Source organism: Curtobacterium sp. PhB78 (assembly GCF_003751685.1).
Taxonomy (GTDB): Bacteria; Actinomycetota; Actinomycetes; order Actinomycetales; family Microbacteriaceae; genus Curtobacterium.
Genome location: NZ_RKIA01000001.1, coordinates 687,729 through 714,339, shown reverse-complemented (window position 1 = coordinate 714,339; position 26,611 = coordinate 687,729). Strand labels below are relative to the sequence as shown.

Here is a 26,611-nt window from a genome sequence, read left to right as displayed (position 1 = left end):
ACGCCGGGCGCGCCCCGGCACGGTCATCGCGCCCCGAAGAGTCGGGGCGCGATGACCACGGCGGGGCGCAGCTCGGGACGGGACTCGTCGACGCGGAGCGGGGATCAGGAGCGGAGGCGGGCGCGTTCGGTTCGGGCTGCGTCCAGCAGCACGGCGGCTCGGGCGTCGAAGGAGTGCTCTGCGGCGATGCGCGACGCCACCGCCGCCCGCTCGGCAGCGGACGGCCACACTCGTGCCGGGTCCAGGAGCGCGGCGAGCTCGTCACGGGAACGCGCGACCGCGAGCGTCGGGACGTCGAGCACCTCGGTCAGCCCGGCGACCTCGTCGGTGACGACGACTCCCCCGGACGCCAACACGTCGAACACCCGGTTCGACACGAAGCCACCGGCCGCCATGTCCGCCCAGTGGTCGTTGAGCACCACGCGCGCCGAGGCGTAGGCCGTGGCGACCTCGGCCCGGCTCAGCGACGGTTCGCCGAGCGCTGCGTCGGGGACCACGCCCTGCCACCCCGGGCCGTGCACGCGCAGGTCGGCTCCGAGCGCCACGGCATCGGCGACCACCGGGCGCGCGGCGCCGCGGGTCGAGCCGACGAACACCACCCGGTCGGCATCGGGGCTCGTCGTCGCCCGCGCGCCCGGGTGGAACACCGCGGGGTCGGTCGCCTGCAGCAGCGTGCGGACCGGGACCCCCGATCGCGCTGCGGCCGCAGCAGCCCAGACCGGCCCGGCGGCGAAGGCCGCGTCGAACGACCGGAGCTCGGTGTCGGAGACGTCGTCGGGATGGCTGATCACCCAGAGGAGGTTCACCGACGCGGGGTTCGGCGGCACCCGGTCGAGCCCGCGGATCACGAGCGTCACGTCGTCCGAGGCGTCGTCGTCCCGCACGTGGGCGTCACGGCGGTCGATCCGGACACGCTGCCCGAGCCGCTCGAGTGCCCCGGCCAGCTCGGCGGCGAAGTGCACGTCGCCCCAACCGTCACCCTCGGGCCCGGCGGGAGCGGCGATCTTCAGCGACCAGGTGAGCGGGTCGGTGGCGCTGCTGGTCGTCCGGCGGACCGGTGTCACCGGTCGCGCTCCCCACGGCGGCAGCGGCGGCCCGGCCACGACGTCACGTGTCGCTGGCCCACGGTCCCGCCATGCGCTGAACGCGTCGACGGTCGAGGCGTCGACCGTGCGGCCGGCCTCGACCGAGCGGGTCGCCGCACCGACGACGCGCACCGGTCCGCCGTGGACATCGGCGACGGCGCGGGTCCAGGCAGTCAGGGTCATGCGTTCGTCCGGGAGGCACGGTGCCGGCACCAGCGCCGCCCCCGGCGTCGAGAGCACTGGTTGGTCCGCTGCGAACACGGCGTCGGCGTCCTCGGCGGCGCCTCCGGGAACGGCGTCGTCGGACCAGGGCAGCGCCCCGGGACGGAGGAGCCGGGCGCCGGAGCGGAGTGCGCCGTCCGGCAGGCGGACCCGTGCCTGTGCCACCGCGTCGGCCGCGGCGAGTGCCCGGAGACCGGCGGCATCGATCGTCACCGAGGTGTCGACGAGCACGAGGACCCGTCCGACCCCGGCGGCGAGGCCGGCGTTGATCGCGGACCCCAGGCCGTCGACCGGCACGGTCCGCACCCACGGCAGGCGACGACCGAACGGATCGCGCGGCGAGGCGTCGGCGACGTAGCTCACGGCGCGGACGTCAGCGCCACGGCCGAAGGCCTCGCGGGCGACGGCGACGAGGCGCGCGACCTCGGCGTGCCGGTCCGACCGGGTCGTGACGAGGACCGTGACGTCCTGGTCCAGGTGCGGCAGGGGGCCGTCGAAGCCGGCCACGCGGACGACGTCAGTCGTCGCTGCGGGCGTGGGACGGGCCTCCCGGTCGGGGTGGTCGGCAGCCGTCGTGTCGCGACGACGGCGACCGAACCACCCAGAACCGGACGCCACGGGCGGTGCTAGGCGCCGAGGAGCCGCTGGAGGTAGACGCCGTAGCCGCCCTTGACGAGCGGTGCGGCGAGCTCGGCGAGCTGCGCGTCGTCGATCCAGCCGTTGCGCCAGGCGATCTCCTCGATGCACCCGATCTTGAAGCCCTGACGGTCCTCGATGACCTTGACGTACTCGGACGCCTGCATCATCGACTCGAACGTGCCGGTGTCGAGCCACGCGGTGCCACGGTCGAGGACCTGGACGCCGAGTTCACCGGCCTCGAGGTAGCGCTCGTTGACCGTCGAGATCTCGAGCTCGCCACGGGCGCTCGGCTCGATCGTCTTCGCGATCTCGATGACCTTGTTGTCGTAGAAGTACAGGCCGGGGACGGCGTAGTTCGACTTCGGCTCGGCCGGCTTCTCCTCGATGGAGACGGCCGTGAAGTCGTCGTCGAACTCCACGACGCCGTAGGCCTTCGGGTCGGCCACGTGGTACGCGAAGATCGTCGCACCGTCGACCTCGGTGTTCTTCCGCAGGTTCGTCCCGAGGCCGGTGCCGTGGAAGATGTTGTCGCCGAGGACGAGTGCGACGCTGTCGTCGCCGATGAAGTCCTCGCCGATGACGAAGGCCTGCGCGAGCCCGTCCGGGGACGGCTGCACGGCGTACTGGATCTCCATGCCGAAGGCGGAGCCGTCGCCGAGCAGGGCCTTGAACTGCTCGTTGTACTCCGGCGTCGTGATGACGAGCACTTCGCGGATGCCGGCCATCATCAGGGTCGACAGGGGGTAGTAGACCATCGGCTTGTCGTAGATCGGCATGAGCTGCTTGCTGATGCCCTTGGTGATCGGCCAGAGGCGCGTGCCGGATCCACCGGCGAGGATGATGCCCTTCATCGGGATCGCTTCCTTACTTCGTTACTTCGTCGTGCGGAGGGACTCGGTGTAGGCCACGCACTCCTCGTACGTCGGCAGCAGACCGGCGGCGGCGGCCGCTTCGAGCGTCGGGGCGCTCGTGTCCTTCTCGGAGAGCACCGGCTCACCGATGCCGTCCGGCAGTTCGAGCCCGACGGTCGGGTCGAGGATCGTGATCCCCTTCTCGCGCTCGGGGTCGTAGTGCGCGCTGACCAGGTAGTTCACCGTGGAGTGGTCCTCGAGCGCGACGATCGCATGGCCGAGGCCCTCGGACAGGTACACGGCCTTGCGGTCGACGTCGTCGATGCGGACCGAGTCCCACTGCCCGAACGTCGGCGAACCGACGCGGATGTCGACGATGTAGTCGATGAAGGCGCCTCGGACGGCGGTGACGTACTTCGCCTGGCTCGGGGCGACGAGGGCGTAGTGGATGCCCCGCGCGACGCCGGCCGACGAGATCGACATGTTCACCTGGCGGAGGTCCAGCGGGTGACCGACCGTCTCTTCGAGGACGTCGGCCCGGTACGCCTCGAGGAATGCTCCTCGTGCGTCGCCGTGCTGGACGGGCGTGAACTCCCACGCGCCGGGGATCTTCAGTTCGCGGATCTGCACCGGGGAAGCCTAGCAAGGTGGCGCATCGCATAGGCTGTCCTGGTTCTGTGCCCCGCGCCCCGCGCGCTGCGACTCCCGAAACGAGACCAAGCGAGCCCGTGAAGCTATTCGTCCAGATCCCCTGCCTCAACGAGGAGAACACCCTCGCCAGCGTCATCGACTCGATCCCGCGTGAGATCGACGGCATCGACGAGATCGAGATCCTGGTCATCAACGACGGCAGCACCGACCGCACCGTCGAGGTCGCCAAGGAACACGGCGTCAAGCACTTCGTGCACCACACGACCAACATGGGGCTCGCCCGGTCGTTCCGCGACGGCGTCGACTACGCCCTGCTGCACGGTGCCGACATCGTCGTCAACACCGACGGCGACAACCAGTACCCGCAGGCGCAGATCGCCGAGCTCGTCCAGCCGATCCTGCGCAAGGAAGCCGAGATCGTCATCGGCGACCGGCAGACCCGCACGATCGAGCACTTCTCCGGCTTCAAGAAGCTCATGCAGCGCTTCGGGTCGTGGGTCGCCAGCCGCGCCGCCGGGCTCGACCTGCCCGACGCCGCGAGCGGGTTCCGCGCGTACTCGAAGTACTCGCTGATCCGCCTGAACATCGTCACGCGCTTCAGCTACTGCATGGAGACCATCGTGCAGGCCGGCTACAAGCGCCTGGCGATCGCGTCCGTGCCGATCACGACGAACCCGAAGACCCGCGAGTCCCGGTTGTTCAGCAACATCTTCCAGCACATGTTCGAGTCCGGCTCCGCGATCGCCCGGGTCTACCTGATGTACCGGCCGATGGCGCTCTTCGCCTGGGTCAGCGTGATCCTGGGCGGGCTCGGGCTCTGGCCGCTCGTCCGCTACCTGGTGCTGCTCGCGATGCAGACCCCCGGCAACCACCTGCAGTCGATCATCCTCGGTGTGGTGCTGCTCATCACGGCGCTGCTCTCCATCGTGATCGGCGTCGTCGCCGACCTCACCCGCCTCAACCGCACGCTGGCCGAGGAGCAGCTCGACCTGCAGAAACTGCAGCGGTATGGCGACTGACACGGCCCCGGCCGTGTCGGGCACCGTCGCCCGCCCACGGGTCGACCGTGCCGAGCGCGTCGTCGTCATCGCCCTGACGGTCGCGTTCGCCGCCGTCCTGGCGGTCTGGGCGATCGTGACGACCACCTACAAGGCGCCGGACGAGCCGACGCACGTCGACGCCGTCCTGCACCTGGCGATCGGTGACGCCTGGCCGGAGCCGGGCGCGATGCACTACCTCAACGCCACGCACGACACGCAGATCAGCAACCTGCGACAGCCGGCGTCCGACAACGCGACGTGGGGCGAGCTGCTGCGGGAGTTCCCCGGGGTGCACCCGACGAGCATCGACCAGATGTCGCAGCACCCGCCCACGTACTACGCGCTGGCCGCCGGGGTCCTCCACCTGGTGCACTTCGAGGACCTGCGGTGGGACCACGCCGTGATGGCCCTGCGGCTGTTCGACGCCCTGCTCGTGCTGCCCCTGCCGTTCCTGGCGTGGGCCACGGTGCGTCGGCTGACCCGCTCGCCCCGGGCTGCCGTGGTCGGCGGGGCGGCGATCCTGGCCGTCCCCGAGGTCGCGTCGATCGGTACCTCGGTGACGAACGACGCCCTGATGCTGCCCCTCGCGGGTGCGCTGGTGTACTTCGTCGTCCGGCTGCTGACGGGCGACCAGCGGGTGCGGACCACGGTGTGGATCGGCCTGCTGCTCGGCGCGATGCTGCTGACCAAGGGAACTGCCCTGCCCGCCGTCCCCTTCGTCGGGATCGCGGTGATGGCGGCGGGCTGCACCCGCGCGACCGTCTGGCGGAACGTGCTGCGCACCACCTGGACGCTGGGGATCGCCGGTGTCGTCGGTGGGTGGTGGTGGCTGCGGAACATCCTCGTGTACCACGCGATCCAGCCCGACGGCATGGCCTACGCCCGTCCGTCGATGCCGTTCCCGGACGACACCGCCGCCAGTCCGGAGGTATTCCTGCGCGACTACTGGAACGGCGTGACCCGCACGTTCTGGGGCAGCGTCGGCGGCCTGACGCAGTTCCAGTTCGCCCAGTTCCTGATCGACGGCCTGACCATCGTGTCGATCGCCGGCATCGTCATCTGGGCGTTCCGCCGCGGCCCGTCGCTGCGACCCGCGATCGTCTTGGCGTCGTACCCCGTCATCCTGATCGCCCTGCACATGCAGAGCGGGTGGGGCGGCTACGTGCGGAACACGATCGTCGCCGGCACCCAGGGCCGCTACTACTACCCCACCCTCATCGCCCTGATCGCCCTGAGCGCCCTGGCCTGGCGGCGCGTGACCGTCACCGCGGCCGGCGCCACACGACTGGCCGTCGGCATGTCCGTCGCGGCGACGGCCATCGCCCTCTACGGCGTCGTCTACGCGCTCCGGGCGTTCGGCCGTGACGCCGCGTTCTGGATCGACGAGTTCTCGATCGTCAAGTTCGACCAGTACGGCATGCTCGCTGCCGGCGGGAACTTCACGCTGGCCACCGTGGCAGCGGTCGCGCTGATCGCCACGGCGGTCCTGCTGGTGCGTTTCGTGCGCCGAACGGCGGTGACGGCGTGACCGCCCGCCGCGAGTGGGTCGTGCTCGGTACGATCACCGTCGCGTGGCTGGGCCTGCTGCTCGGCTTCGCGCTGCTCACCCCCGCGTTCGGCGCCCCCGACGAGCCCGCGCACGTCGACGCCGCGTTCCGGCTGGCGCTCGGCCTCGGGTGGCCGCACGGCGGCGAGATGCACTACCTCGCCGCGATCCGGCAGATCGTGGAGCACCCGGTGCCCGCCGTCGACCGCCCCACCGTCGACGCGCTCCTGGCAGCGGTCCCCGGCGACTCCCCCGCGATCGACCCGATGTCGCAGAACCCGCCGACGTACTGGCTCGTCGCCGCGGGCATCCTGCGCCTGATCCGCTTCGGGGCGCACGACTGGGCCACCTCAGTGCTCGTCCTGCGCCTGTTCGACGTCGTGCTCGTGACCGCGCTGCCGGTGCTCGTGTGGGCGACCGTCCGCCGGGTGACGCGGTCACCACGGACCGCCCTGGTCGCACCGCTGCTGCTCTTCGCGGTGCCGCAGCTCGCGCAGGTCGCCGCCGGCGTGACGTCGTGGGCGCCGATGATCCTGCTCGGCGCCGTGCTCGTGTGGCTGAGCGTGCGGGTGCTCACCGGTGACCGGTCGTGGTGGACCACGGCGGGGTTGGCCGTGGCGGTGACCGGCCTGGCGGCGATCAGCGCACTCGGCCTGCTGGCGGTGCCGTTCGTCGTGCTCGTGTTCGCGCTGGCCCGCGACGAGCGCGGCGAGCGCGAGCGCGACCGCGACCGCGACCGCGACCAGCGCACCGCACGTCCGTGGCGCCGGTCGGCCCTGCACGCCGGCGTGGTCGTCGTCGCTACCGCCGCGGTGTCCGGCTGGTGGTGGGTCCGCACGCTGCTCGTCAGCGGGACCCTGCTGCCGGACGCCCTGCGCGGCGTGACCACGGTGCAGCCGTACCCGTCGGGCGGCGCGAACCCCGGCGCGTTCGCCGGTCGGCAGTGGGACGGCCTGACCGCCTCGTTCTTCGGGGACTTCGGCGCGAACCAGTGGCCGCTGCCGCCCATGGTCGTCGACGCCCTGGCGATCGTCGGTCTCGTCGCCCTCGGCTGGTCGTACGCGCGTCGCGGCGCCGGACGCCGGGTGATGACCATCGCCCTGGTCTGGCCGGTGCTCGTCGTCGTCGCGACCCTGGCCTACAACTGGCGGAACTACCTCGGCACGCACCAGGGCAACGGGCTGCAGGGCCGGTTCCTGTTCGTGGCCGTCGTCGCCCTCGTGCTGTCGCAGGCCGTGGCGTGGCGTGCCCTGGTCGTCCGTCCGGAACTGCGCCGCCGGCTCGCCCGGATCGCCGCCGTCGGCTCGTTCGCCATCGCCCTGTACGGCATCGGCATCGCGTACCGCGGCGCGTGGGAGAACGTCCAGTTCCGGGTCACTCCCGGCGGCCTGTCGGCGATGGCCGGTGGCTCGCTCGCCGGGCCGCTCCCGATCGCACTGGCCGGCGCGCTGTTCCTCGCCGCCGCCGTCGCAGCCGCCGTGTTCGTCTGGCGCGTGGCCGCCGTGCCGAGCACCACGACCACCCCCGTCACCGGGCTCCCGCTAGAATCGCCGCCGACCCACGAACCGACCGTCAGGAAAGAGAACTCGTGAAGATCCTCGTCACCGGAGGAGCCGGCTTCATCGGCTCGAACTTCGTCCGCCGCACCCTGGAGGACGCGTACCCCGGCCTCGAGGGCGCCGAGGTCGTCGTCTACGACGCGCTGACCTACTCCGGCAACGAAGCGAACCTCGCACCGGTCGCCGACTCCCCCCGCTACACCTTCGTGCACGGCGACATCCGTGACGCCGCGAAGCTCGACGAGGTCGTCCCGACGGTCGACGCGATCGTGCACTTCGCCGCCGAGTCCCACGTCGACCGGTCGGTCCGCGACTCCGGCATCTTCGTCGAGACGAACGTCGTCGGCACCCAGCGCCTGCTCGACGCTGCGCTCCGCCACGGCACCGAGCGCTTCGTGCACGTCTCCACCGACGAGGTCTACGGCTCCATCAGCGAGGGCTCGTGGGACGAGGAACGCCCGCTCGAGCCGAACTCCCCGTACTCGGCGTCGAAGGCCGGCAGCGACCTGCTCGCCCGCAGCTACCACCGCACCCACGGGCTGAACCTCTCGATCACGCGCTGCTCGAACAACTACGGGCCGTACCACTTCCCCGAGAAGGTCATCCCGCTCTTCGTCACGAACCTCATCGACGACGTGCACGTCCCGCTGTACGGCGAGGGCAACAACATCCGCGACTGGCTGCACGTCGACGACCACACCCGCGGCATCGCGATGGTCCTGACCCGTGGCCGCGCCGGCGAGATCTACAACATCGGTGGCGGCACCGAGCTCACCAACAAGGAGCTCACGCAGCTGCTCCTCGACGCCACCGGCAAGGACTGGTCGTACGTCGACCGCGTCGCCGACCGTCTCGGCCACGACCTGCGCTACTCGGTCGACATCTCGAAGATCCAGGCCGAGCTCGGCTACGAGCCGCAGGTCCCCTTCGAGCAGGGCCTGGCCGACGTCGTGCAGTGGTACCGCGACAACCGTTCGTGGTGGGAGCCGCTCAAGGAGCGCGCAGCGATCGCATGACCAGGTACCTCATCACCGGCGCCGCCGGCATGCTCGGCCGTGACCTCCAGGCCGCGCTCGCCGGCCGCGACGTCACGGCACGCTCGCGCGCCGAGCTCGACATCACCGACCCGGCCGCGGTGGACGCCGCCGTCGCCGGACACGACGTCGTGATCAACTCCGCCGCGTACACGAAGGTCGACGACGCAGAAGGCCACGAGGACGACGCCTTCGCCGTCAACGCGACCGGCCCGAAGCTCCTGGCCGAGGCCGCGGTCCGCCACGGCGCGAAGCTCGTCACCGTGTCGACGGACTACGTCTTCGACGGCAACGGCACCGCCCCGTACGCCGAGGACGCCCCGACCGACCCGATCAACGCCTACGGCCGCACCAAGGCCGCGGGCGAGGCGTTCGTGCGCGAGATCGCCCCGGACACGTCGTACGTCGTCCGCACCGCCTGGATCTACGGCGCGCACGGACCGAACTTCGCCGCGACGATGCTCCGGCTGGCCGGCTCGCACGACACCGTGAGCGTCGTCACCGACCAGGTCGGTCAGCCGACGTGGACCGGCGACCTCGCCGCGCGGATCGTCGAGCTCGTCGACGGCGACGCCCCCGCGGGCGTCTACCACGGCACCAACGCCGGGCAGGGGTCGTGGTTCGACTTCACCCGCGCCATCTACACCGAGCTCGGGCTCGACCCCGAGCGCGTCCTGCCGACCGACAGCGCCGCGTTCGTCCGGCCGGCGCCGCGCCCGGCGTACAGCGTGCTCGGCCATGACGGCTGGTCGCGCGCCGGCCTCGCGCCGATGCGCGACTGGCGCGAGGCGCTGCGCGCTGCGGTGGCCGCAGGAGCGTTGACGAAGTAAGCACGGCAGTCGACCGGGAGGCCCGGATCACGTCCGCCGCGTCGCGAACGTGATCCGGGCCTCCCGTCCAGGTCTCCTGCCGCGGCTTCCAGGGGGCGGCCCACCTGCCCTGGTAGGGTCGGGCAGCCGGGCGCCGGGCCGGTCCTCGGCCCCATCACCACGACGAGGAGAGCAGCACCATGACCACCCTCCACGTCCTCGTCGACCAGGTCGTCGCACCCGTTCCGGGTGGCATCGGGCGGTACGCCGAAGAGCTCGCCCGGCACCTCGTGGCGAACGCGCCGAGCGGCTGCGACGTCGCCGGGGTCGTGTCCGCGGTCAGCTCCGACGAGATGGCCCACCTGCGCACCCTGCTGCCCGGTCTGTCCGACCTGCAGCGTCTTCCGCTGGCCCGTCGTGAACTCTCGCTCGCGTGGCAGGGCGGCTTCGTCGGTGGCATCGCGAAGGGCATGGTGCACGCGCCGAGCGTCCTCGCTCCCCTGGTCAAGCACGACCGGTTCCAGGACCCGGGCCGCCAGACCGTCGTCACCGTGCACGACACCGTGCCGTGGACGAACCCCGAGACCCTGACGCCCCGCGGCGTCCACTTCCACAAGGCGATGGTGAAGCGCGCGTGGAAGCACGCCGACGCCGTCGTCGTGCCCACCCACGCGGTCGCGAGCGCACTGAACGAGATCCACCGGTTCGACGACCGACTGCGCGTCATCGGCGGAGCTCCGAGCGGTCGGCTGCGGCTGCCCGTGGACGCCGACCTGCGCGCCGAGCGTCTCGGCCTGCCGGACCGCTACGTGCTGGCCGTCGGCACGCTCGAACCACGCAAGGCGCTCGGGTCCCTGATCGAGGCGCTCGCGCACCCCGACGCCCCCGCCGACATCCCGCTCGTGATCTCCGGCCCGGACGGCTGGGGTGACGTCGACGTGTACGGCACCGCCGAGCGCGCCGGGCTCGCCCGCGACCGGGTGAAGGTGCTCGGGCGGATCGACGACGCCGACCTCGCCGTGGTCTACGACCGGGCGACGGTGTTCGTGTTCCCGAGCTTCGCCGAGGGCTTCGGCCTGCCCGTGATCGAGGCGATGAGCTTCGGTACCCCGGTCATCCACTCCGACGACCCCGCGGTGGCCGAGGTCGCGTCCGACGCCGGGGTGACCGTCGCCCGGAACCCGCGGGACTCCTACCCGGAGCGGATCGCGCAGGCGGTGTACCAGGTGGTCAACGACCCGTTGCTCGCCGGACAGCTCGCCGTCGCCGGGCCGGACCGTGCCCGGATGTACGACTGGAGCGACTCCGCCGCCGAGACCTGGCAGCTGCACGCCGACCTCTGAGCCGGCGCGGGCGTCACGTCACTCCTCGGAGGTGTACGTCACTTCTTGTACGTGTACGTGCTGACCCAGTCGATGTACAGGTGGCCGGTGGCACCCCAGTTGCCGACCTGGAACATGTACCGGTGCGCGGTCTTCGGCACGTGCTTCGTGATCGTCTTGATCACCTTGCCGTCGAGGCGGTAGCGCACCGACTTCCCCGGGATCCACTCGATCGAGTACGTGTGCCACGAGCGCCACGAGACGCCGGTGCTCAGGCTCGTCGCGTTGACCTCCTGGCCGGGGGTCATCGAGTGGTGGTGCAGCATCGGCTGCTGCTCGAAGTTCGCCTCGGGGTAGTCGATCTCGCCGTCCGACCACTTGTCGGACGACGGCCAGAGCATGAACGCGGCGCCGTTCCCGTCGCCGCCGGTCGCCTTGGCGCGGACGATGAACTTGCCGCCCTTGTGCCCCCATGCACCCGACGGGGTGCCGAAGGTGCCGGCAGCACCGTGCTTGCCGTCCAGCTTGACGTCCATGTACCCGTTGTGCGAGCTGATCTGGGCGCCCGAGTAGTACATGCCCCCGGTGCCGTCCGGGTAGGGCTGCCACGACTTCGCGTAGGTCTTGGCGAACTTCCCCTTGGCCGCCGCCGCCGTGCTGAAGTTCTCGCGGAAGGTCTGCTTGAAGTTCCCGACGTTGCCGATCGGTGCCGAACTGGCGGACGCTGCGGTTCCCGTGCCGAGCGGTCCTGCGACGAGTGCGGCACTGAGGAGCACGACGGTGAGTGCGGCCCGCTTGGTTGCACGTTTCTGCATGAGCTGTCACTCCCTGACGTGACGGTTCGCACCCGTTCCCGTGGGTGCCGGGCGGCCGGATCTCGACCACCCGCCGTTCACCGTAGTTGCGAAATGCAGCCCGCGCGCGGGGTTGACAGAACCGGCGCATCCCCAGTACGCGGGGGTTGCAGAACGTTCCGTCTACGTCGAAGAAGTGCTGATCAGCGCCGTGTTGCGTCCCCCGTTCTGGGGCTGCCGGCGACTCGTCGACCCCGGCGGGCGGTGGTGTTCAGACCCGCGTGCGACGGCGGCGTGACGACACGACGGCGGTGACGACCGCGGCGAGGACGGCGACGACCGCGACCACCGCTGCGACCTCGGCCACGTGCGACGCCAGGAGCCACGAGTCGAACTGCGACTTCGTCGCGACGACGTGCTCGTCCGTGCCTCGGATCCACCAGGACACCGGGTTCATCGGGCCCGCACCGCGTGCGGCGACGGCGCACACCACGGCTGCGACGACCGCGACACCGACCAGGACGAGGGCGGCGGTGTGGCGACGGAGACGAGCGGGCATGGCGGTACCGTAGCGCGCATGACCCGATGCGAGGAATGCGGCCGACCGATCACCGGCGAGGTCGTCCGGACAGCGACGCGGACGCTCGACCGTGCCTGCGCCGACCGGACGAACGCGATCGCGTACGGCGTCCTGAACGGCGGGAACCCGTTCGACGGTCCCGGGGCCACCCGCGCGGAACGCTCGAGGGAGTCGCGCAGGCGCGCGGAACGCTAGAGGGAGTCGCGCAGGCGCGCGGCCTTCTCCTCGACCAGTCGCTCGAGGCCGTCGGCGTACTCGGTCAGGCGAGCCGCGACCGCGGGCTCCGAGGTGCCGATGATCCGCGCAGCGAGGAGTCCGGCGTTCGCGGCACCGTTGATCGCCATCGTCGCCACCGGGATGCCGGCCGGCATCTGCACGATCGACAGCAGCGAGTCGAGGCCGTCGAGGCGTGCGAGCTGCACCGGGACACCGATGACCGGCAGCGTCGTCATCGAGGCCACCATGCCCGGCAGGTGCGCGGCGCCACCGGCACCGGCGATCACGACGCGGATGCCACGCTCGGCGGCGCCGCGGGCGAACCGGGTCATCTTGTCGGGCGTGCGGTGCGCCGACACGACGTCCGCCTCGAACGGGATGCCGAGCTCGGCCAGGATGTCGGCCGCAGCGCGCATCGTCGGCCAGTCGGAGTCCGACCCCATGATGATCGAGACGAGCGGCTGGACGGGTGCGTCGGTGTCGGTCACGCGACGAGCCTAGCCGAGCAGCACGCGGCGCCAGGCGTCGTCGTCACGGCCGATCGTGCGCTCCCCGGTGACCCACCGGACCGCCCGTTCGTCGGCCGTCCCGCGCTCGACGGCGGCGCGCACCGCACCACGCCAGGCCCCGACGTCGTCCGGCACCGCGACGGCCCCGTGGGCCCGCGCCACGGCGTAGGAGGGCCGGTCCGAGACCACTGCTGGCAGTCCGAGTGAGGTGTACTCGAGGAACTTCAGGTCGCTCTTCGCGCGGTTGAACTCCTCGTCACGCAGGGGCGCGACACCGGCACGCCAGCGCTCCCGGTGCGCCACGAGCCAGCGGGAGAACGCCGGGTAGTGGCCGTCCGGCACCTCGACGCGGCGGAACCAGTCGGCGCCGCCCTCGTCGGTCACCCCGATGACCTCGAGCCGGATCGGCGTGCCGTCGGTGGTCGTCAGGTCGGTGAAGACGTCGCGCAGGAGTTCGAGGTCGGCGGCGTGGGTGAGCGTGCCCATGTACAGCACCCGGTGCTCTGCTCCGGGACGATCGTCGTCGTCCTCGGTCGCGCCGGCGGTCCACAGCCCCGGGTCGAGGGCGTTCGGCACGACCGTGACGTCGCGGGCCACCGGGCGCACGACCTCGGCCAGCTCCGGTGTGCTCACGACGACCGTGTCGGCACCGCGGACCAGTGCGTCGATCGAGGCGAGGCGGTCCGGGTCGTACTCGGCGCGGGCGAGGCGCTGGCGGCCGGACTCGGTGAAGAAGTCGTCGTCGACCTCGCCGACGACGCGGACGCCGCGGGCCGCAGCCGCCGCGAGGAAGGGCTGCACGGCGTCGCGCGGCAGGATGTCGCGCTGCACCAGGACGGCGGCGTACGACGTCGTGTCGGTCCCGTCGACGAACGCGACGGGGTCGACTTGACGGACCTCGGCCGTGCCGCTGGCCGCCAGGTGCTCGGTGCGCCGGACGACGCGCACGTGGGCGGATGCGGGGTGGGCGCCGTCACCGCCCGCGACGACGTAGCCGAGGACCGGCAGCGGAGCGGGCACGGGGGGCGTCCCGGCGACGACCCGGCGGAGTCGACGAGCGGCCCGGCGGACGAGATCACGCGGCATGTGCCCATCCTCTCGCACCGGGCGACCGGGCTCACACGCAGCACCGCACCTCGCACGGTGCGGGGTTGCCAGCGGAACGGCCCCGAGCGGTCAGCGCCGCGCCACCGTCACCGTCCGGCAGGGGCTCGACTTCCGGTCCTTCCCGGTGCCGGTGTTCCGAGCGACCGCGCAGACGGTCCGCTTGCCGGCCTTGAGCGCGACGGTGCCGGCGAACCCGTGCTTCGTGCCCGAGCCCCACGTCCGGTCGACGTCGGCGCGCACGCGTCCCGCCGACAACGACGTCACCCGTCTGCCGTCGACCGTGATCGCGACCGTGCTGGCGGAGGACACGGCGTCACCGTCGAAGGCCCAGCCACGGACGCTGACGCCGCCCTTTTTCCCCGTCACCGACTCGAGCGCGACGTAGGGGTCGTGCCGGAAGGCGCGGACGGTGGCGCACCCGAGCGTGGTGTCCGACCCGGCACCGATGTTCAGCGCGGTCACGCAGACCCGGCGAGCGCCGGCGGCAGTCGGGACGACGGCCTCGAAGCCGTGGGTCGCCCCGACGCCCGCGGCGGCGTCGACGTCGGTGCGGCGGAGTCCGGCGGTCACGGCTCCAGCGGCGACGCCGTCGACGGTGGCACGGACCCGGACGGGCTGCGTGGGGTCGTCCTCGTCGAAGGCCCATCCCCGGACCCGGACGCCGCCACCGGTGCCGGCGACGACCTCGAGCGAACCCTGCGGCGCGAGGTCGGCCGCGGGGACCCCGAGCCGGGCGTTCGCGACGAGGGCCTGGGCGTAGGAGGACCACCACTTGCCCGCGGCGGGGGCGCCGTTGCAGGTGCCGTCGCTCGCGCCGGGGGTCTTCACCCACAGCAGGGCGTCGAGCGCGGTGCCGTCGGTGGCGACCCGGGGCGAGGTGCCGAGTCCGGCGCCGGGTCCGTTGCACCAGGTTCCCCGCCAGCCCTGCCCGTTCCGCGAGGTGTCGATCACGTAGTGCGATCCCCCGGTCGCACCGGAGACCTTCTGCGCGTAGGCCTGTTCCTGCGCGGTCGGGTAGTAGTTCGCGACGTTCGTGAAGAACCCGCGGGCCCGCTGCACGCCGGCACTGTTCAGCCGTGCGGCCATCGTCGCGGGCGGCACCCAGTTCGAGTTGCCGGCGTCGAGGTAGGCCGGCACCCCGGCGGCGGTGAGCCCGGCGACGGTGCGGGACAGGATCCGGTAGCGCTGGTCGTCGAGCGTGGTGCTGCACTTCGCGTTGCTGAGCATCGCGAGGGAGTCCGGCTCGACGATCACGGCGGCGCGGTGTCCGGCGAGTGCCGCGGTGACCTGGTCGACCCAGGCGTCGTAGGAGGCCTCGGAGAACCCGCCGGCGGAGTACCCGCCGCAGTCCCGGTCCGGGATCGCGTACAGCACGAACACCGGGGTGGTGTCGGACTGCTCGGCCCCCGAGACCGCCGTGCTGATCGTCTTGGTCAGCTGGGTCCCCTGCGTCCACTCGCCGAGCCACGTCGCGACGGGGTACCGGGCGATGGTCGACGCCGCGGCGGCACCAGCGGGGTCCGAGGCGGCGAGCGCGGTGGCCGCCTTCGCTGCCTCGCTCGTGGGCGACCGGTACGGACCGGCACCGTACAGCGACGCAGCCGATGCGGAGCGGATGGTCGTGGCGGACGTCGCGGCGGTGGCGCTCGACCCGAACGCGACGGGCAGCAGCCCGCCGACGAGGGCGGTGAGTGCGACGGCGGCGCCGCAGACGACGACACGGCGCGGACGGCGGCGCATGGACACTCCCCTGGACGATCGGACCCCTGACCCGTCCATGGCACCATGCGCCCGCAGTGGCGGCCAGCCGCCAGTGCGGGTGGCACCCGAGCGGGTGTCGGCAACAGTGCCGACACCCGATCGTCAGTCGTCGAAGTGCGCCGCGGCCGCGCGTGCCCGGTAGACGACGTCGTCGACGTCCTCACCGATCACGGTGACGTGCCCGATCTTCCGACCCGGCCGGGGGGCCTTGCCGTAGAAGTGGTACTTCGCCTCGGGGAACGCCTCGAGCGCGGCCGGGTACCGGGCGGCGAGGTCGCCGTCGGCCGGTCCGCCGAGCACGTTGATCATCACGGCGGCCGGGGCGAACGACCCGGTGGCACCGAGCGGCAGGTCGAGGACGGCACGCAGGTGCTGCTCGAACTGGCTCGTCGTCGCACCGTCGATGGTCCAGTGACCGGTGTTGTGCGGTCGCATCGCGAGTTCGTTGATCAGGATGCGCTCGTCGGCGGTCTGGAACAGCTCGACGGCCAGGACCCCGGTGACCCCGAGCTCCTCGGCGATCCGGACCGCGATCGACTCCGTCACGTCGGCGATGCGTCCAGCGCTGTCGGGCGCGGGGGCGATGACCTCGGCGCAGACACCGTCGCGCTGCACGGTCTCGACCAGCGGCCACGCCACCACCTGGCCGGAGGGGCGGCGGGCGACGGACTGCGCGAGTTCGCGGGTGAACGGGACGAGCTCCTCGGCGAGCAGCGCCTGCCCGCCGCCGGCCTCGGCGACGGCGATGAACCAGTCGTCGACGTCCGACGGGTCGGACACGACCCGCACGCCCTTGCCGTCGTAGCCACCGCGGGGCGTCTTCACGACCGCGCGGCCGCCGTGCTCGTCGAGGAAGGCCCGGAGCTCGTCGGGGTCGTGCACCGCGGCCCAGTCCGGCACCGGCAGGCCGAGCTCGGAGAGCTTCGTGCGCATCGTGATCTTGTCCTGGGCGACGGCCAGCGGACCGGGTCCGGGGCGGACGGCCACGCCGGCGTCGACCAGGGCGCGCAGGACGTCCTGGGGCACGTGCTCGTGGTCGAACGTCACCACGTCGACGTCGCGGGCGAACGCCAGCACCGTCGAGACGTCGTGGTAGTCGCCCTCGGCCGTGGCGGCGATGGCGGCCGACATGCCCGGCCCCTCGGCGAGGATCCGGATGTCGATCCCCAGCTCGACGGCCGCCGGCACCATCATCCGTGCCAGCTGTCCCCCACCGATGACCCCGACGCGCAACGCCATGCTGTGTGATCCTTCCGGCGTTCGCACCATCGAGGGTGAACGCGTTGTCTACAATCGCTGTTCGGGTCGCGTTGTGCACGGCCCGCGACAACTCTACGGATCCTGGAGGGCACGTGCGGCGCCTCATTGCCCAGCTGGCACGCTTCGGCGTGGTCGGTGCCGTCGGCTTCGTCGTCGACACCACGGTGTTCAACCTGCTGCGCCTCACCGTCCTGAACCCCGACGAGGTGCACTCCGGGCCGTTCTGGGCGAAGGTCGTCTCCACCGTCGTCGCCATCTTCGTCAACTGGATGGGCAACCGGTACTGGACGTTCCGCGAGCAGCGCCGTGCCGTCGCGACCCGCGAGGGCTTCGAGTTCGTCGTCGTCTCGCTCGGCGGCATGGTCATCGCGCTCGCGTGCCTCGGGGTGTCCCACTACGTGATGGGACTGACCTCGGTCTTCGCCGACAACGTCGCGAACATCGTCGGCCTGGTGCTCGGCACGGTGTTCCGCTTCTGGCTCTACAAGGTGTGGGTGTACCACCCCGAGCGGACCGGTTCCGAGCCCGCGGCCGCCGACGTCGCACCAGAGGGGCGCGCCCTAGACTCGACCGGGTGACGGCCCACGAGACCACCACCAGCACCACCGCACCACCCCGCACCGCCCGCTGGGAGCGTGTGGCGATCGCCGTCGTCACGGCGACCTTCGGCCTGTGGCTCGTCGCGTGGGCGCTGATCGTCCCGGTCTTCGAGGCCCCGGACGAGACGGCGCACATCGACGCCGCCGTGCACGTCGCGCTCGGTGACGCCTGGGCTGCCCCGGGCGACCTGTACGTCACCAACGCGGTGCAGGCGGCGAAGGTCGAGCAGGCGACGAAGCCGTCCAGCGAGTGGTCGACCGTCAGCGAGCTGCTGCAGAACGCCCCCGGGCCGTCGTCGACCGTCAACCAGATGACCCAGCACCCGCCGACCGCCTACCTCGCCGGTGCCGCCGTGCTCCGTGCCGTGGACTTCGGTGACCTGCGGTGGGACCGGGCGCTCACCGCGCTACGGCTCGCCGACGTCCTCGCCGTTACCGCACTGCCGCTGCTGGCGTGGGCGTCCGTCCGCCGGGTGACCCGGTCGCCGCGGGCCGCGCTCGTCGGTGGGCTCGCCGTGTTCGCGACGCCCGAGCTCGCGTCCATCGGTTCCTCGTTCTCGAACGACGCCCCCGTCCTGCTCGTCGCCGGGATCGTCGTGTGGCTCGCCACCCGGCTGCTCACCGGTGACACCCGGTGGCGCACCACCATCGCGCTCGCGGTGGTGCTCGGAGCCCTGGTCTGGATCAAGGGCACCGGGCTGCCCGCCGTGCCGTTCGTGGCGGTGGTCGTGCTCTTCGCCGGCGCCGGGGTGCTGTCGCTGCGGCAACGGGTGGTCCGCACCGTGGTGACGATGGCCGTGTCCGGTGGCATCGGGGCGTGGTGGTGGGTGCACAACTGGTTCGCCTACGGCCGGATCCAGCCGAACGGCTACACGGCGATGCGTCCGCCGAAGGACTTCCCGCCCGGCGAGCACCCGACGCTCGGGCACTTCCTCGACGTCAGCTGGGGCACGCTCGCGCGCACGTTCTGGGGCAGCTTCGGCGGTCGGGCACAGGTCAGCATGGGTGACCTGCTCACCGCCGTCCTGACGGTCATCGCGCTCGTCGTGCTCGTCGGCTGGGCGTTCCGGCGCGGCCCCGACCTGCGGGTGGCCCTGTGCCTGGCCGTGTTCCCGGCGCTGCTCATCGGCATCCAGAACCGGACGAGCGCGCACTCGTACCTCACCACCACCGAGGTCGCCGCGACCCAGGGACGCTACTACTTCCCCGCGATCGTCTGCCTGATCGTGCTGAGCGCCCTGGCCTGGCGTCGCCTGGTGCCCGCCGGACGCGCCCGCTCGTGGGTCGCGGTGGCGCTGGCCGTCCTGCTGCCCGCGGTGGGCGTGTACGGCTTCGCGGTGGCGTCGGCGTGGTTCTGGAACGCCGCCCTGTTCCCGGTGACGGGCCGCGGACTGCTCCGCTACACGGAGATCGGGCCGGTGCCGCCCGCAGTGCTCGTGGCCGTGGTCGTGCTGGTGGCCGTCGGCCTCGTCGCGTCCGTCGTCCAGGTCGCCCGCGCCGACCGTCGGGTGGCCGCCCCCGCGTCGTGACCACACGTCGGGCGTGCGGCTGACGGGGTGGACGCCCCACCAGACGGACGGGAGGCCCGGTGCCAGCTGGCACGGGCCTCCCGTTCGTCGTCACGCGCGTCGCGTGCCCCCGGATGGTGAGCAGGAATGGTCGGGTCGCGCACCGCGGACCCGACCGTTCCTGCTCACGAAGTGCGCGTCAGGCGGCGGGGGCGCTGCCCTCGACGGCTGACGGGTCGTCGGTCGGACGACCACGGCGGAACCAGGTCGGTGCTGCGGCGCAGAGCAGGAACAGGCCGTCGACCGCCAGGCTCCACACGCGGGTGACGACGACCACGACCAGGGCGATCCCCGGCGGCATGACGAGGGTGAGGAGCAGGGCCTGCACGCCCTCGCGGACGCCGAGGCCGCCGGGGGCGAACACGGCCAGCATGCTGATCGCCGAGGCCATGCTCGCGGCACCGATGACGAACGCCGCGTCGCTGAGCTTGAGCGACGGGTACACCCCGAGGGTGATGAAGTAGTACGCCGTGCCCGACAGGATCGCACCGGCGACGTACAGACCGGCGCCGCCGAGGACGGTGCCGAGGTTCGGGCGGACGTCGGCCGCGAGCGGCTTGCGACGCAGGATCTTCAGCGCGATGCCGATCAGGAACACGAAGACCCGCGGGATCAGGCAGACGACGCAGGCGACGAACGCCGCGATCATCAGGGCGATGAGCCACGGGCTGAGCGCGTGCGTGCGGGGGTCGATGAGCAGCAGGACGAGCGCCAGGGCGAGGGTGGCGGCGATCTGCAGCGCGCCCTCGAGCAGGCCGCTGACGCCGAGCCGGGCCTTCGAGACGCCGTGCTTCGAGGCGAAGTAGACCTTGCCGATGATCCAGGTCGCGGCCCCCGGGATGTAGCGGCCCATCCAGGACTTCGCGTACACGTAGGTCAGCGTGACGCCACTGCCCTTCAGGCCGGTCGCACCGAGCCGCCGCAGCAGGTAGAACCAGATGCCGACGCCCCAGTAGCGGAAGCCCAGGCTGATCACGGTCGCCAGGATCACCCAGCCCCACTGCCAGTCCAGCCCGGCGAGCTGCCCCCAGTCGACGCTCCGCACGTACAGCACGAGGAAGACCGCGAGCAGCACGTAGAAGACGATGGGGATCGCCTTGCCGAGGAACCGTCGCCAGGTCGGCGGACGCTTCCCCTCGGGCGCGGGGGTGTCGCTGGTGGTTCCTGACAAACGTGGTCTCCTGCCGGGCTTCGGGACCAGGTCATCGTAGACGCTGGTGTGGCGCGCTCCCTGGAGCGGCGGCTACTTGGCGAACTTCACGATCTGGACGCGGCAGGGGATCTCGGGATCCGTGGACCGGTCGGCGCTGCACGAGATCGTCGCGTTGTACGTGCCGACGAGCTTCCCGGCCATCGAGTAGTCGCGTGCCGGCGCGTTGGCGGGGTCGAACTGCACGAAGTACTGCACGCCCTCGTCGATGAACAGCTTGCGCATCGCGTCCGAGTGGTACGTGTAACCCTGACCTGAACGACCGTACACACGCGTGTCGGTCAGAAAGGCCAACGAGGACAGCGACCGGTAGTTCGAGCCGATGACGGTGGCGTCCTCGGGCAGGGCACCGCTCGCCCGGATCTGGTCGGCGAGCCGCACGATCTCGGGGACGTCGGTCGGGCCGGTGACACGAAGCGCCTCGGTGCGGTTCACCGACGGGTAGAAGGGCGCCGGCGACCCGATCCAGTTCTGCGTGAACGACGCCACGGGGACGACGGCGATCGCGACGCACGCCACGATCGTCCGGACCACGCCGCGTCGTCGGACCAACCGCCAGACGGCCGGCAGCATGAGCGCGCCGATCATCGCCGTCAGGTAGAACAGCGGCCAGTAGTACCGCGCGTTCCCACCACCGCTCGACGACGACGTGATCATGCCGTACCCGACGAAGTAGACCAGGGTCGTCGCCGCGACGATGCAGGTGAACGCGTACCGGCGGAACCGGACCACGCCGATAACCAGGGCGGCGGCGAAGAGCAGGGCGATCGGTGCCGCGAACGGCGCGAAGGTGCTGATCTTCTGCAGGTAGTAGGGCAGCGCGAGCATGCGCTCGTGCAGGTAGTAGCCGGCGCGGGCAGCGATGCCGGAGTCCTTGGTGACCTTTGGCGCGGTGTCCTCGGTGGTCGACTCGGTCGTCGGCGGCACCACGGACGGGTCCGGGTTCTCCATCGGGCCCTGCTTGTAGACCGACGGGGTGAAGTCCTCGTTCGGCGAGAACGCGTGCGAGTTCGGCGGCACGGGCAGGAACGGCCAGTCGGTCGCACGCCCGCCGTCGTCGAACTTCGAGCCGATGTTCACCGAGAGCGACGAACCCAGGGTCGGCGACCCGTACTTCATGGTCAGGGCACCCACCCACGGCGCGATGACGACGGCGAAGACCACGATCGTGGCCACGGGCGACGTCCACCAGTGCAGCACCGGCTCACGACGGCGTCGGGCGGACCAGACCCGGAGCAGCAGCCACAGGATCACCGCGCCGACCGCCACCGGCAGCAGGAAGAGCTTCACGAAGTACCCGATGGCCGCGACCGCGCCGAGCACCCCGCCGGAGACCAACCGGGCCCGCGTCGATCCGTGCAACGCCTGGTCGGCCCACCGGAGTGCCCACAGGTAGCCGACGACCCACGCGACGACGAGCAGGTCGGGGGTCTGCACCGACACCGCGCTCATCAGCGCCGGGATCGCGGTGACCATGAAGAGGACGGCCGGCACGATGCGGTGGTTCTGCGACCACACCAGCCAGCCACCGACGCCGAGCACGACGGCGACCGCGAAGCAGTTCACGACCGCGAAGGCCGTCTGCATGCCGAGGCCGGCAGCGATGAACGGCGCCATCATCCAGGACACCATCGGCGACCAGTAGGCGTTGATCGCGTCGGGCAGCCAGCCGTTCGCGTACTCGCGGGCGATGCCCATGTAGGAGATGCCGTCGACGTTCGTCACCCCGAGGCGGTTGTGGTACGCCACGGCGGCGCTGAGCGCGACGCCCACGACGACGAGCACCGCCAGGATGACCGGCGCGACGACGTGCTTGAACCGCCTCGGAACCGCCCCCGAACGCCGGTGGACGGGATCGTGGGTGATCTGCGTTGCGGCTGCGCTCGTCGAGGTCACGTGCTTCATCATGACATCCGAACCGAAACACCAGGCACAGGGTGCCTGATCGCGGCGCCGGGTCGGCGTGTGGGAGACTGCCTGCGACCCCGCTCCGACCACCACGAGGACGATCGTTGGCCACCGAAACCCGCGCCGCAGTACCCGCAGCCGACTCCGCTGCCCCCGCGCCCCGCGCCGGCGGCCGACTCGAGTTCCCCTACCTGGACGGACTCCGGGGGTTGGCCGCACTCGCGGTGGTCTTCTACCACGCGTACCTCTTCACCGGGACGACCGGCACCGGCCCGACCGAGCTGCCCTGGCTGCGCCCGATCATCGGCTGGGGCTACCTCGGCGTCCCGCTCTTCATCGTGCTGTCCGGCTACGTGCTCATGCTGCCGGTGCTGACCCGCTTCGACCGCTACCGTCTGCCCGGCGGGTTCTGGAAGTTCGTCTGGCGTCGCGCCCGCCGCATCATCCCGCCGTACTGGGCGTCGCTCGTGCTGTTCGCCCTGCTGATCCTGTTCGTCCCCGTGCTCGGCCAGCCCGGCGGCACGCAGTGGGACACGAAGCTGCCGATGGGCTGGGGCACGTTCCTGACGCACTTCTTCCTGGTGCACGACTTCTTCCCGCAGTACATCGGCAAGATCAACGGCCCGATGTGGACGGTCGCGGTCGAGTGGCAGATCTACTTCCTGATGCCGCTGCTGATCCTGCCGCTGTGGCGGGTCTTCGGCGGGTGGGCGACGGCGTCGAGCCTGGTCCTGATCGGCATGTGGATGGGCGCCGAGAGCCGTTACTCGTTCATGCACCCGTGGTTCGTCGGCCTGTTCGCGGTGGGGATGCTCGCCGCCGAACTGACCGTGAAGGCCCGCGACGAGCACCTGTCCGGCATGGTCCGCGAGCGCTCGAAGCTCGGCGGCCCGCGGTGGGCGAGCGGCGCGTTCGTCGGCGCCATGGCCCTCGGGACCCTGCTCGTGTTCTTCCGCAACCGCGACTACTGGCAGCACCAGACCTGGCCGTCCGAGGTCGTCACCGGCATCCTCGCCGGCATCCTGCTCACCTGGATGGGACGCCAGGCGGTCACCGGCAACCACACCTGGCTCGCCCGCTTCTTCGCCTGGAAGCCGTTCGTGCTCGCCGGTCTGGTGTCGTACTCGATCTACCTGTTCCACAGCCCGCTGCTGGGCCTCGGCAACCTGCTGCTCCTGCCCCTCGGCCTGTACCCGAAGTACCAGTTCCTGATGATGGTGTTCGTCGTGATCCCGGTCGTGATCGGCATCTGCATCGGCTTCTGGTGGCTCGTCGAGCGCAACTTCATGAACCGCCGGCAGAAGCACGCCACGGCCGAGGTCTCGCACCGCGGCCGCCTGCCCGAGGTCGAGAGCGACGCCGCCACCCCCGACGCGAGCAGCCGCACCGCGCGCTGACGCACCCGCGGCGTACCGCAGCACGTCCTGCGCCGACGTCCTGCGCGTGGCGGACAGCACGGTCGCTCGCCAGGTAGCATCGCTCGGACCGCGGCGTGGGTGATCAGGGGCCCACGGCATCTCGACAGGGAAGACGAGACCACATGCGCGCACCGATCACCAAGATCCTCGGACTCGGCACCGCTGCCGCCGTCGCCGGGGCCATCACCTTCGGCAGCGGGACGGCGGTCGCCGAGACCGCCCCGGCCACGCCGGCACCGACTGCCACGACGACAGCGGCGGCGACCCCGGCCCCCACTGCGTCTGCTGCACCTGCTGCACCCGCACCCGCTGCCGAGCAGCTCTCCATCGCCGAGATGGACCGCACCGGGAACCACACCATGGGGGCCGGCATCGCCGCCCACGCCGGAGAGTCACACGTCACGGTCACCGCGCCGGACAGCGCCGCCGGTGGCGTGAGCGCCCAGTCGCTGAGCACCTCCTCCGCCGCCACCGCCTCCGGCCCACCACCGGGACGCGTCCAGGGCTTCGACATCAGCGCCTGGCAGCCGAGCGTCAACTTCCTGCAGGCGTACCGCAACGGCGCCCGCTTCGCCTACGTCAAGGCGACCGAGGGCACCTCGTACGTCAGCTCGACCTACAAGGAGCAGTACGCCACCGCCAAGCAGCGGAACCTGTACCGCGGTGGCTACGTGTACGCGCAGCCGAGCCAGGCGAGCGGCGCCGCGACGGCGAACTACTTCTTCGCGCACGGCGGGCAGTGGAGCAAGGACGGCAAGACCCTGCCGCCCCTGCTCGACATCGAGTACGGCAGCGCGGCCCAGGGCACCTGCTACGGCAAGAGCTGGGGTCAGATGCGCAGCTGGATCAAGGACTTCTCGAACACCGTCTACAAGAAGATCCACCGCTACCCCGCGATCTACACGACCACCGACTGGTGGAAGCGCTGCACGAACAACAGCAACCAGTTCTCGAAGAACCCGCTGTTCGTCGCGATCTACCCGGTCAAGAACTTCACCACGCCGGGCACGCTCGGGCGCAGCTGGTCGAAGTGGACCTTCTGGCAGTGGGCGTCCAGCGGGGTGCTCCCGGGTGACCAGGACGTCTACCGGAACGACATCACGTACCTGAAGCGCTTCGCGGCCAAGACCGAGTGACGCGCGTCACGCCCTGAGCGGGTGCGGATGACGGACGGGAGGCCCGTGGCGGTGTCGCCACGGGCCTCCCGTCCGCCGCACGGTGCGGAGTCCGACACCCGGTGCGCCGTTGCACGCCCCGTGCCGACACACAAACACGCACCAAGCGGGCAAGCCCGCACCAGACGACCATGCACGCACGGTGCGCAGNNNNAGTCCGACACCCGGTGCGCCGTTGCACGCCCCGTGCCGACACACAAACACGCACCAAGCGGGCAAGCCCGCACCAGACGACCATGCACGCACGGTGCGCAGCCCGCGCGCCACGGGCCTCCCGTCCGCCGCACGGTGCGGACTCCGACACCCGGTGCGCCGTTGCACGCCCCGTGCCGACACACAAACACGCACCAAGCGGGCAAGCCCGCACCAGACGACCATGCACGCACGGTGCGCAGCCCACGCACCACGCGCCGGCGAGCTTCGCCCGGACGGACGGGAGGCCCGTGGCGGTGTCGCCACGGGCCTCCCGTCCGTCATCGGCTCACGATCGCGAGCCGCTGGTGTCAGCGGACGTCGCGGGTCGCTTCGGCGAAGTCGGCGTCGAGCGCGGTCGCCATCCGGGCCACGCCCTCGGCGAGCTGCGCGCGGACCGCGTCGCGGTCGGCGTCGAGCCGCTCCAGCTGCGCCGTCACGTCGTCGACGAACGTCGGCTCGAGTGCTGCTTCGATCGGCTTCGAGAACTCCTGCTGGCCCATCTGCTCGAAGAACAACCGGCCCTTGTCGACGTAGTAGAGCACCGCGGCGGGGACGCCGGCGATGGTCGCGACGATCGCGGAGTGCAGCCGGCTCGCCAGGAACAGGCGGCTGCAGGACATCAGGCCCGCGTACTCGGACGGTGAGAACTCGTCGGCCTCGACCACGTGGGTGCGGTCCGCGTGCCGCATGAGGGCGATGACCTCGCGGGCGAAGGCGGCGTCGCCCTCCGACGCCTCCATGTGCATCGGGTAGAACACGACGTCGGCGTCCCAACGGTCGATGACGCGGTCGGCCAGGTCGGCGACGGCCTGGCGGTAGGTGACGAGCTTGTCGCTGTCGACACCGGTCTGCCGGAAGCGCTTCGGCAGGAAGCGGAACGGGATCCAGCCGCTGCGCTTGTAGTGGAACCAGCGGCGGACGCCGAAGCCGATCGAGCCCTCGAGGCGCTCGGCGGTCAAGCCGGTGGTGCGCTCGAGCCGTTCGAGCACGTCGGCGTCGGGCGTCGTGACGGTCCCGACGACGGCCGGGTCGAACGACGACACGATCGGCGTGCGGACGCCCCACGCCAGGAGCTTCTCGCGGGATTCGTCGTCGCGGACGGCGAACGAGCGGCACAGGTCGACAGTGGCGCGGATCAGGCGCTTGCTGACGCCGGCGGTGGTCGGACCGATGCCCTGGAAGGCGCCGATCAGGTTCTTGTTCACCGCGCGGACGAGCAGCATCTTGCCGAACCAGTACACGAGACCGAGCTTGTTCGTGTAGTCCTTCAGGATCTCGCCGCCGCCCCACAGGACGACGTCGGCGCTGCGCGCGGCACGCAGCAGGGCGAACAGGTCGCCGATGCCGGTGCTGTACGGCGAGACCGGCAGGAACCGGATCCCGAACCACGCGGCGTCCCGCTCGGGGTACTGCGACAGGGAGACGATCTCGGCGTCCGGCCACCGCCTGCGGACCAGCTCGACGTTGCCGGCGAGGATCGCCCGGTCCCCGCGGTTGTGGGGCGAATCGCTATTGTGGATCAGAACGCGCACGGGTGGAGAGCCTACCGGACC

General features: G+C 71.4%; 22 protein-coding genes. 10 read left to right on the top strand and 12 right to left on the bottom strand.

All coding sequences use genetic code 11. The annotated features are described in order from the left end of the window. Positions 1-104: 104 nt before the first annotated feature. The 3 genes from EDF53_RS03505 to EDF53_RS03495 are packed head-to-tail and all read right to left on the bottom strand — an operon-like array spanning position 105 to position 3,427. Positions 105-1,925 (bottom strand): glycosyltransferase, encoded by a 1,821-nt coding sequence (locus tag EDF53_RS03505; RefSeq protein ID WP_148058256.1) that lies wholly within the window; start codon positions 1,923-1,925, stop codon positions 105-107. A gap of 8 nt (positions 1,926-1,933) precedes the next feature. Then, on the bottom strand, positions 1,934-2,797 hold the full coding sequence (gene rfbA / locus EDF53_RS03500) for a glucose-1-phosphate thymidylyltransferase RfbA (RefSeq protein WP_111085998.1): 864 nt from the start codon (positions 2,795-2,797) through the stop codon (positions 1,934-1,936). A gap of 21 nt (positions 2,798-2,818) precedes the next feature. Beyond that, positions 2,819-3,427 carry a dTDP-4-dehydrorhamnose 3,5-epimerase family protein gene (locus EDF53_RS03495; protein ID WP_123292220.1) on the bottom strand — a complete coding sequence of 203 codons (609 nt, stop codon included), beginning with the start codon at positions 3,425-3,427 and terminating at the stop codon, positions 2,819-2,821. Positions 3,428-3,525: 98 nt separating this feature from the next. Between EDF53_RS03495 and EDF53_RS03490 the strand changes: the two genes are divergently transcribed. The 6 genes from EDF53_RS03490 to EDF53_RS03465 all read left to right on the top strand — a co-directional run bounded on the left by EDF53_RS03490 (position 3,526) and on the right by EDF53_RS03465 (position 10,779). After that, positions 3,526-4,467 (top strand): glycosyltransferase family 2 protein, encoded by a 942-nt coding sequence (locus tag EDF53_RS03490; protein ID WP_111086000.1) that lies wholly within the window; start codon positions 3,526-3,528, stop codon positions 4,465-4,467. Then, positions 4,457-6,016 carry a glycosyltransferase family 39 protein gene (locus EDF53_RS03485; RefSeq protein ID WP_123292219.1) on the top strand — a complete coding sequence of 520 codons (1,560 nt, stop codon included), beginning with the start codon at positions 4,457-4,459 and terminating at the stop codon, positions 6,014-6,016. The genes EDF53_RS03490 and EDF53_RS03485 overlap by 11 nt, the downstream gene beginning before the upstream one ends. After that, entirely contained in the window at positions 6,013-7,626 is a 1,614-nt protein-coding gene (locus EDF53_RS03480) for a glycosyltransferase family 39 protein (RefSeq protein ID WP_123292218.1), read from the top strand. The genes EDF53_RS03485 and EDF53_RS03480 overlap by 4 nt, the downstream gene beginning before the upstream one ends. Further along, a complete protein-coding gene (rfbB, locus tag EDF53_RS03475; protein ID WP_111086003.1) occupies positions 7,623-8,609 on the top strand; it encodes a dTDP-glucose 4,6-dehydratase in 987 nt (328 codons plus the stop codon). Before EDF53_RS03480 ends, rfbB begins: the two co-directional genes overlap by 4 nt. Beyond that, the gene (gene rfbD, locus EDF53_RS03470; protein WP_123292217.1) at positions 8,606-9,457 is read left to right on the top strand and encodes a dTDP-4-dehydrorhamnose reductase; all 852 of its coding nucleotides are present in this window, start codon (positions 8,606-8,608) and stop codon (positions 9,455-9,457) included. Before rfbB ends, rfbD begins: the two co-directional genes overlap by 4 nt. A 179-nt stretch (positions 9,458-9,636) precedes the next feature. Continuing rightward, on the top strand, positions 9,637-10,779 hold the full coding sequence (locus EDF53_RS03465) for a glycosyltransferase family 1 protein (RefSeq protein ID WP_123292216.1): 1,143 nt from the start codon (positions 9,637-9,639) through the stop codon (positions 10,777-10,779). Positions 10,780-10,817: 38 nt separating this feature from the next. On the opposite strand, the gene EDF53_RS03460 is transcribed toward EDF53_RS03465, so the two are convergent. The 6 genes from EDF53_RS03460 to EDF53_RS03430 form a co-directional block, all read right to left on the bottom strand. Further along, complete coding sequence (locus tag EDF53_RS03460; RefSeq protein WP_123292215.1) at positions 10,818-11,573, bottom strand: glycoside hydrolase family 16 protein; 756 nt, start codon at positions 11,571-11,573, stop codon at positions 10,818-10,820. Positions 11,574-11,823: 250 nt separating this feature from the next. Next, positions 11,824-12,111: a hypothetical protein gene (locus EDF53_RS03455; protein WP_123292214.1), complete on the bottom strand. Its 288-nt coding sequence runs from the start codon at positions 12,109-12,111 to the stop codon at positions 11,824-11,826. A 212-nt stretch (positions 12,112-12,323) separates the two neighbouring features. Next, a complete protein-coding gene (purE, locus tag EDF53_RS03445) occupies positions 12,324-12,791 on the bottom strand; it encodes a 5-(carboxyamino)imidazole ribonucleotide mutase (protein WP_216834593.1) in 468 nt (155 codons plus the stop codon). 54 nt (positions 12,792-12,845) lie between these two features. Continuing rightward, positions 12,846-13,943, bottom strand: a complete 1,098-nt coding sequence (locus tag EDF53_RS03440) for a hypothetical protein (protein WP_123292212.1) — start codon at positions 13,941-13,943, stop codon at positions 12,846-12,848. Between the two features lie 90 nt (positions 13,944-14,033). Next, entirely contained in the window at positions 14,034-15,704 is a 1,671-nt protein-coding gene (locus tag EDF53_RS03435; protein WP_185020925.1) for a glycoside hydrolase family 6 protein, read from the bottom strand. Positions 15,705-15,827: 123 nt separating this feature from the next. After that, positions 15,828-16,964, bottom strand: a complete 1,137-nt coding sequence (locus EDF53_RS03430; RefSeq protein ID WP_123292210.1) for a 5-(carboxyamino)imidazole ribonucleotide synthase — start codon at positions 16,962-16,964, stop codon at positions 15,828-15,830. 113 nt (positions 16,965-17,077) lie between these two features. On the opposite strand from EDF53_RS03430, the gene EDF53_RS03425 reads away from it, so the two are divergent. Together EDF53_RS03425 and EDF53_RS03420 are read left to right on the top strand one after the other, a co-directional pair. Further along, positions 17,078-17,563 carry a GtrA family protein gene (locus EDF53_RS03425; RefSeq protein WP_123292209.1) on the top strand — a complete coding sequence of 162 codons (486 nt, stop codon included), beginning with the start codon at positions 17,078-17,080 and terminating at the stop codon, positions 17,561-17,563. Continuing rightward, on the top strand, positions 17,560-19,113 hold the full coding sequence (locus tag EDF53_RS03420) for a DUF2142 domain-containing protein (RefSeq protein ID WP_185020924.1): 1,554 nt from the start codon (positions 17,560-17,562) through the stop codon (positions 19,111-19,113). Before EDF53_RS03425 ends, EDF53_RS03420 begins: the two co-directional genes overlap by 4 nt. Positions 19,114-19,291: 178 nt before the next feature. On the opposite strand, the gene EDF53_RS03415 is transcribed toward EDF53_RS03420, so the two are convergent. After that, entirely contained in the window at positions 19,292-20,323 is a 1,032-nt protein-coding gene (locus EDF53_RS03415) for a lysylphosphatidylglycerol synthase domain-containing protein (RefSeq protein WP_185020923.1), read from the bottom strand. 72 nt (positions 20,324-20,395) lie between these two features. Continuing rightward, positions 20,396-22,267 (bottom strand): glycosyltransferase family 39 protein, encoded by a 1,872-nt coding sequence (locus EDF53_RS03410; protein ID WP_134195068.1) that lies wholly within the window; start codon positions 22,265-22,267, stop codon positions 20,396-20,398. Between the two features lie 107 nt (positions 22,268-22,374). On the opposite strand from EDF53_RS03410, the gene EDF53_RS03405 reads away from it, so the two are divergent. Together EDF53_RS03405 and EDF53_RS03400 are read left to right on the top strand one after the other, a co-directional pair. Next, positions 22,375-23,667 (top strand): acyltransferase, encoded by a 1,293-nt coding sequence (locus EDF53_RS03405; RefSeq protein ID WP_185020922.1) that lies wholly within the window; start codon positions 22,375-22,377, stop codon positions 23,665-23,667. A gap of 143 nt (positions 23,668-23,810) precedes the next feature. Further along, entirely contained in the window at positions 23,811-24,824 is a 1,014-nt protein-coding gene (locus tag EDF53_RS03400; RefSeq protein ID WP_221181183.1) for a GH25 family lysozyme, read from the top strand. Positions 24,825-25,366: 542 nt separating this feature from the next. Here EDF53_RS03400 and EDF53_RS03395 read toward each other — a convergent pair. Further along, a complete protein-coding gene (locus EDF53_RS03395) occupies positions 25,367-26,590 on the bottom strand; it encodes a polysaccharide pyruvyl transferase family protein (RefSeq protein WP_165932442.1) in 1,224 nt (407 codons plus the stop codon). Positions 26,591-26,611 lie beyond the last annotated feature (21 nt).

Coding starts and splice junctions, on each gene's coding strand:
- rfbA (WP_111085998.1), bottom strand. CDS start 2,797: ATGAAGGGCATCATCCTCGCCGGTGGATCCGGCACGCGCCTCTGGCCG.
- EDF53_RS03485 (WP_123292219.1), top strand. CDS start 4,457: ATGGCGACTGACACGGCCCCGGCCGTGTCGGGCACCGTCGCCCGCCCA.
- rfbD (WP_123292217.1), top strand. CDS start 8,606: ATGACCAGGTACCTCATCACCGGCGCCGCCGGCATGCTCGGCCGTGAC.
- EDF53_RS03465 (WP_123292216.1), top strand. CDS start 9,637: ATGACCACCCTCCACGTCCTCGTCGACCAGGTCGTCGCACCCGTTCCG.
- EDF53_RS03460 (WP_123292215.1), bottom strand. CDS start 11,573: ATGCAGAAACGTGCAACCAAGCGGGCCGCACTCACCGTCGTGCTCCTC.
- EDF53_RS03455 (WP_123292214.1), bottom strand. CDS start 12,111: ATGCCCGCTCGTCTCCGTCGCCACACCGCCGCCCTCGTCCTGGTCGGT.
- purE (WP_216834593.1), bottom strand. CDS start 12,791: ATGGGGTCGGACTCCGACTGGCCGACGATGCGCGCTGCGGCCGACATC.
- EDF53_RS03440 (WP_123292212.1), bottom strand. CDS start 13,943: ATGCCGCGTGATCTCGTCCGCCGGGCCGCTCGTCGACTCCGCCGGGTC.
- EDF53_RS03435 (WP_185020925.1), bottom strand. CDS start 15,704: ATGCGCCGCCGTCCGCGCCGTGTCGTCGTCTGCGGCGCCGCCGTCGCA.
- EDF53_RS03430 (WP_123292210.1), bottom strand. CDS start 16,964: ATGGCGTTGCGCGTCGGGGTCATCGGTGGGGGACAGCTGGCACGGATG.
- EDF53_RS03410 (WP_134195068.1), bottom strand. CDS start 22,267: ATGAAGCACGTGACCTCGACGAGCGCAGCCGCAACGCAGATCACCCAC.
- EDF53_RS03400 (WP_221181183.1), top strand. CDS start 23,811: ATGCGCGCACCGATCACCAAGATCCTCGGACTCGGCACCGCTGCCGCC.